The 5938-nt window shown below is 51.9% G+C and carries 7 protein-coding genes; all 7 read right to left on the reverse strand.

Annotated elements, in window-relative coordinates; translation table 11 throughout:
• On the reverse strand, nt 1-189 hold a 189-nt coding region (locus tag AB8B76_RS02350; protein WP_405269719.1), incomplete at its 3' end, for a 5'-nucleotidase C-terminal domain-containing protein.
• 61 nt (nt 190-250) lie between these two features.
• Nucleotides 251-1039 carry an SDR family NAD(P)-dependent oxidoreductase gene (locus AB8B76_RS02355; protein ID WP_405269722.1) on the reverse strand — a complete coding sequence of 263 codons (789 nt, stop codon included), beginning with the start codon at nt 1037-1039 and terminating at the stop codon, nt 251-253.
• Nucleotides 1040-1152: 113 nt separating this feature from the next.
• Complete coding sequence (locus AB8B76_RS02360) at nt 1153-3276, reverse strand: molybdopterin-dependent oxidoreductase (RefSeq protein WP_405269725.1); 2124 nt, start codon at nt 3274-3276, stop codon at nt 1153-1155.
• A 20-nt stretch (nt 3277-3296) separates the two neighbouring features.
• Nucleotides 3297-4670 (reverse strand): FAD-dependent oxidoreductase, encoded by a 1374-nt coding sequence (locus AB8B76_RS02365; RefSeq protein WP_405269728.1) that lies wholly within the window; start codon nt 4668-4670, stop codon nt 3297-3299.
• Entirely contained in the window at nt 4667-4942 is a 276-nt protein-coding gene (locus AB8B76_RS02370; protein WP_405269731.1) for a ferredoxin family protein, read from the reverse strand. The genes AB8B76_RS02365 and AB8B76_RS02370 overlap by 4 nt, the downstream gene beginning before the upstream one ends.
• Nucleotides 4930-5727 carry an SDR family NAD(P)-dependent oxidoreductase gene (locus AB8B76_RS02375; protein WP_405269734.1) on the reverse strand — a complete coding sequence of 266 codons (798 nt, stop codon included), beginning with the start codon at nt 5725-5727 and terminating at the stop codon, nt 4930-4932. The genes AB8B76_RS02370 and AB8B76_RS02375 overlap by 13 nt, the downstream gene beginning before the upstream one ends.
• Nucleotides 5702-5848, reverse strand: a complete 147-nt coding sequence (locus AB8B76_RS02380) for a hypothetical protein (RefSeq protein ID WP_405269737.1) — start codon at nt 5846-5848, stop codon at nt 5702-5704. The genes AB8B76_RS02375 and AB8B76_RS02380 overlap by 26 nt, the downstream gene beginning before the upstream one ends.
• Between the last annotated feature and the right edge of the window lie 90 nt (nt 5849-5938).

Raw genomic sequence — 5938 nt, forward strand, 5'->3', positions numbered from 1 at the left:
GGCAAATGTTACGTCCAAAAGCTCAGTGGAATCCGCCGCAGCAAATTGGGTGTAAGCATCGCCGGCTTTGGCGAGGAACTCTACGGTCGCTACTTCGTAGCGTTGCTTGGCTTCGATAGGTCGACCATCGATACAAACCCCGGTCACGCGGCCCTCCAAGGGGTTGTCGGCTGCATACCCAGCCGGCACAGTCAGAGAGGGTGTCTACTTCCGACAGGGCCTTTGTCCGTCCTATATACCCTGACCGACGTTACTTTATTCCAAAGGTCGTCACGTTGAGAGCCGAACCACCACCATCAACAGTTAATTCCGTGCCCGTCACGAATGAGGCGTCATCAGATGCCAAAAATGCAATAACAGCCCCGACTTCAGCTGCCTCGGCAACGCGCCTCATAGGGTAAACGCTGCCGATCTCAGAATATACTTCTTCTAGAGAAACGCCTTTCTTTTCGGCAACGAGTCCGTAGGCATAGTCCGCCAGTTCTGTCCTAGCCACACCGGGACAGACACAGTTTGAGCGTATCCGCTCCGGCGCAAATTCCACGGCAAATGATCGGCTCATGGCGTTAAGTGAGGCTTTGCTGGACTCGTAAATCGCACCACCAAGGCGGGAACGAACACTAGACACGGATGACACGTTGACAATTGAACCGCCGCCGCGTTTACGCATGGCGGGTATTGCAGCGCGAGTTGCATTGATGGCGCCAAATAAGTTGAGGTCTAAAACGCGTTTCCACTCGTCTAGCTCCAGTTCTAGAAGCGGACCGCCCGTGCCAGTCCCTGCATTGTTTACCAATATATCGAGGCCATCAAATTCTTTTTCCGCAAGTTCCACTGCCGCGAGTAAATGGTCATTGTCCGCAGCATCACCCGCCAATGCTAAGCCGCCTATTGCAGTCGCTACTTTTTCAATCGGTTCGAGCCTTCGTCCTGTGACTATCACTTTGCAACCCTCCGACGCTAATCGTTCAGCGGCAGCGGCACCAATTCCTGCGCCACCTCCGGTTACGATTGCTACCTTGCCATCGAATCGTTCCATACTTATCTACTTCCTTGAGATCGTCGTGGTGGAATTGTAAAGCGCGTTGCTAAGAGAGGTGGCCGATAACGTTTGCCGAGGCCACGATAATGGGTCCTGTGACAACTGAAGATTTAGAGCTTGCATACTTCGACACTGACAGCACCTAGGCGCGACATATTGCTCAATGGTTCGTAGCTGTCTGCGGCAGAAGGCATGAGTTGATTGGGATTTGAACCCCTTGCTGCTGAAGCGATGGTTAGATTTGGATTGCCCCCGTCTGTGTATCCATGGGTCATAGCGACCGCTCCTTGTCGCATGTCCTCAGTCACATGTAGAACTGTGGAGATACTGCCGTGGCGATTAAAAACGCGAACCTCATCACCGTCAAAAAGGTGGCGCGCTCGTGCGTCTTCCGGGTTCATGTGGATCGGGTTTCTTTCTAGGGCGCCCTGTCTCATCCGTTCCAAATTGGTCATCCATGAGTTGTGCATGTGGTTGGTGCGAAAAGAGCCTAATTTCAAAAGGCCCTCTGGCTCATCCTCTAGCTCCTTGAAAATGTTTTCACAGCGCTCTATCAGCCCGGCCTTCACAAATGCGGGTGGGTAGCATTCAACTTTGCCGTCGGCATGTAAAACGCCCGTTGTATAAAAATCGTAGTAGGGCTCAGGGGGTCTGGTTGCAGTTTGATGTGGCATATCTCTGAGTTTGGCGACGGACAGATCCGCTGCCGATAACATATTATTAATCGTGTCAAATCCCTCTGTATCAGCCCGGTCGAGCATACAGGGAACACCCAACTCCTGGGCGAGCCGATCATTGATCCACCAGTCCTCTTTGCGCTCATGCTCTGGCGGCACCATTGCGTCCGTGTACTGGACATAGGGAACGCCACCCTGCATGCCATCGGCAATAAAATTTATATCAGCGCGTTCCAGCCAACCGGTGGCAGGAAGCACGTAGTCCGCCAGCTCGCCTGTGGCGTTGAGCATGATATCGGTCGCCACCAGAAGTTCGAGCTTCTCAAAAGCTTTGCGGAGTCTAACCTCGCCGCCCACGGATAGAATGGGATTGCCGCCAAATACGATGAGGGCTTTAATCTCGCCGGTTTCGATCAGATCGGGCAAAATAACGGAGGGTAAGGGAATGCCAGGCGGTTGAACTTGTAGTTCGCCTATCGAGCTTGCGAACGTGGGTAATTGGGTCACGTCGATGGCCATTTTATGCTTTAACACGCTGTTTGGCGTAAAGGTGCCGCCTTTGCGCCCCAAATTGCCGGTGACAAAATTGAGCATTTCGGCTAGCCAGTAACCTAGCAGACCCTGACCGCCCTGATTGACCCCTAGCGAAACATACGCTGCTGCGCCGTCGGCCGCCGCAAATTCCCGAGCGACTTGCTTGATGACGGCCTCGTCGATTCCCGTTAGCTTGCTAACTCTGGCAGCCGGATAGAGCCTTACGAAGTTTAGAAGCTCCTCAAGATTTTTGCCGTGCTTGGTTACGTGCTCGGTAGCGATATCGTTATTTTCTGCTATCTCATTGAGTAGCGCGGCTAAAAAGTAAACGTCTGTTCCTGGCTTAATTTGTAGTGTTTCACCGGTTTCCGATATTGATGATTCTGTTTTACGGGGATTAACGAACACGGTTTTGCCACCGCGAGCTCTGATTTTTTTGAGAATACCCAGCGCGTCATTAGGTTGAGACATGAGTGCCCAATGGGACACTTTTGGATTGGCTCCGATACACAGTAAGTAGCTTGTGTGTGTAAGGTCGGGGATTGGGAGGCTGCTGGTGCCATACAAGTCATAGCAACCTCTAGTTTTATTGGTCATGTCCTGAGTGCCAGAGTGGAAAACCATTTTCGAGCCAGATCCCATGATTAGGCCTACCTGGTTTATGAACTGGCGTGAGTCAAATACGCCCGGGTTACCTGAGAAAAAGGCAATAGCATTTGCGCCATGTTGATCGCGTAAATCACGCAGTTTTTTACCAATTTCTCCCAAGGCATCATCCCACCCGAGCCTTTGAAATTTACCCGTTGGCTCGACTCGAGGGTTTGTTCTTTTTAGTGGCCAGTTCAGCCGATCCGGCGAGTGGTGAATGTCCAGATAGGATAGACCCTTGTGACACGGTATCCCGTCGCTGGGATGGTCGGGGTCTGGGCTGAGCTGGATGATGTCTCCGCTGTCATCGAAGTGCGCCTTGAGCGGGCATGCGGGTTCGCAGATTCTGCAAAACGTATTTTTTACTTTGTTCATGAATGAGCTGCCTTTTAGTACTAACCCAGTTCCGTAGAATTTGCCCGAGCGACCCTGAGCATGTCGCCAGTAGTGCACAGTTTCGAGCGAGGCCTTTTTTGTGACGCGCCTCTTTCTTTTTCCGCGCGGTCTATCGTCAGCCAGTCCGCAAGGGTGACGAAGTCCGGTTTTCGTTCTTTTATCTTGCTGAGTGCTAACTCTGAAGAAAGTGCGCGGCTTGTGCTGGTAAGGCTTAAATCATCAATCAGGCATGCCACGGTTTCGCCCGCGCACTGCTTGTTGGTGCCAATGACGCCGCGTGCCCCACGCTTTATCCAGCCGGTGCAGTAAACTCCATTGATCACCACACCGTTATCGGTCACACGGCCGTGGGCGTTCTCGATAACAGCCTTTTTGTCGTCAAATGGAAGTTCTGGAAGGGGTGTGCCACGGTATCCAGTCGCTCTAAACAAAATACCTGCGTCGATTGAAGTGATTTGCTCGGGAGCTCCGCGTTGTCTCCCATTGGGTACGTGCGCCAAAAAATTATGTTTAACCTGAACGTGTTGAAGCCGATCCTCACCAAGTAATGCGGTGGGAGAGCTAAGGAATTTAAAGATAATTCGTTTTACTACGGCGCCAGTTTTTTTCTTGTGTAGCTGTCTCAGCGTTTCAACTTTGCGCCGTGCCTCCCAGCCAAGTTTTTGCAACTCTGAGTCGTCATCAGTGAAAAACTCGGGGTCTTCTACTTGGACTTGGATATTGTCGAGGTGGAGGAGCTCTTCAAGTTCAGGGTTGTTGTAGGCTCCGTTTTTATACCCTCGTCTGCCAAGAATAACGACCTCTTGAATGCGGCTACTTTCAAGGGCGTCCAAAGCGTGATCGGCGATATCGGTCTTTCTAAGTTCTTCCACTGGCAGGGTCAGGATGCGAGCAACATCCAGTGCAACATTGCCATTGCCCACAATCACTGCTCGCGGGCAGGAAAGATCGAATTTGAGGTGGCTGTAGTCGGGGTGTCCGTTGTACCACGCCACAAACTCTCTCGCTGGCCAGCTGCCGGTTAACTCCTCGCCGGGTATCTCAAGCGCATTATCTGAGTTAGCGCCACTGGCATAAATTACACCGTCATACCAAGACGCAAGCTCGGTATTGCTGATGTCTCTTCCTATTTCTACGTTGCCGAAGTAGCGCACATTGGCCCGGCTAATAACATTGCGGTACAGCCGATTGGTGATCAACTTTTTTTCGGGATGGTCGGGTGCAACGCCATAGCGTACTAGGCCCCATGGGGCGGGTAGGCGCTCAAACAAGTCAACGTCGATGGCGACACGCCTGTTTTTCACCAAGTGCTCCAGCGCGTACATGCCGGATGGACCTGAGCCCACTACCGCGATCCTGTAGGTAGGCTTCATGAACGCAGCACGCCAGTGCGCTGAATGAAATACATTCGATTGACGTCTTTGTAGTGCTTCCATTTGTCGGGCAAATTATCGTCTTCATAAATAGCCATAACAGGGCAAGCTTCCACGCAGGCTGCGCAGTTTATGCACAATTCAGGATTGATATAGAGCTGTTCTGTATCACTGAAATTTTGGTTTTCCGGTCCCGGACTGATGCAGTCTACGGGGCACACTTCTAGGCAGGAATAATCTGCAACACAGGGCGCAGCAATTACATAGGCCATACGGTTGACCGCCTCGTTTTATGGTGAAAAAGATAGGGAGAAGCCATCAGTGACTCTGAGTGACTGCCAGTGAATTTGTTAGACGGGAGGATCTGATGACAATCCGTTGTATTATGAGAGATCCGCTCTTCAAGAAACCGCCAGTGCGAGTGATGAGTAAACAGATAGAGGCTTTTAGCGGCCATACCTGCAACAACGCGTTCGCGAACTGACGTCACGCTTATCCCTTCAGCTTCAATGATTCGACTGTATCTGCCTCCGGCCTCACCCTCATAGTTCTTTGCAGCTCTAGCAGGATCCGGGTGGTTGCGCAGACTCTGCGCGATACGCGTTTTCACCCACGCGGGACATAGGACGGAGGCATCATTGTTAGAACCCTCAAGCTCTAGTTGCAGAACTTCTGAATATCCCACGACCGCAAATTTGCTCGTGATGTAGGGTCCTTCGCCGGGCTGCGCTTCGAGTCCGTCAAGCGATGCGGTATTAATACTATATCCTGGCTCGCCGGATTCTTGCATTGCCGGAAGAAAGCACCCTACGCCATTAACAACACCCATTACGTTAACGTCCATGACCCATCGCCAATCATCCAACGGCGTGTTACCCGAGAGGGCGTAGCCCGCACCCACGCCTGCATTGTTAAAAAGAAAGTTGAGCTTGCAATGTGCGGCTAATGTTCGGTCAGCCACATCCCGAAAGGCGTTCGCATCACGTACATAGAGAATCTCTGTTTGCACCTGGATACCCTGGCTGCCTAAATCACTGCGCGCGGCCCGCAAGTGCATCGTGCTCTATGCCTGCAAGAACGAGCTTCAAGCCTCTTTCACCTAGTGCCCGGGCTACGCCGAGTCCTATGCTCGAAGCCCCTCCAGTGATGAATCCCACGGTATTTTTAAAGCTGTTCATAGGTTGTTCCTGTATTTTGAGGTGCGGCCCTCTCATTTACCTGCAACCTATGCGCACATTGGTCTGGGAGCTCGATGATTGGCTTGGTTC

This window comes from Congregibacter sp. (assembly GCF_045107095.1).
Lineage (GTDB): Bacteria > Pseudomonadota > Gammaproteobacteria > Pseudomonadales > Halieaceae > Congregibacter.

Bases quoted from the DNA above. Each gene is read 5' to 3' on its own strand.
- AB8B76_RS02370 (WP_405269731.1), bottom strand. From the start codon at position 4,942: ATGGCCTATGTAATTGCTGCGCCCTGTGTTGCAGATTATTCCTGCCTA.
- AB8B76_RS02380 (WP_405269737.1), bottom strand. From the start codon at position 5,848: ATGAACAGCTTTAAAAATACCGTGGGATTCATCACTGGAGGGGCTTCG.
- AB8B76_RS02375 (WP_405269734.1), bottom strand. From the start codon at position 5,727: ATGCACTTGCGGGCCGCGCGCAGTGATTTAGGCAGCCAGGGTATCCAG.
- AB8B76_RS02365 (WP_405269728.1), bottom strand. From the start codon at position 4,670: ATGAAGCCTACCTACAGGATCGCGGTAGTGGGCTCAGGTCCATCCGGC.
- AB8B76_RS02360 (WP_405269725.1), bottom strand. From the start codon at position 3,276: ATGAACAAAGTAAAAAATACGTTTTGCAGAATCTGCGAACCCGCATGC.
- AB8B76_RS02355 (WP_405269722.1), bottom strand. From the start codon at position 1,039: ATGGAACGATTCGATGGCAAGGTAGCAATCGTAACCGGAGGTGGCGCA.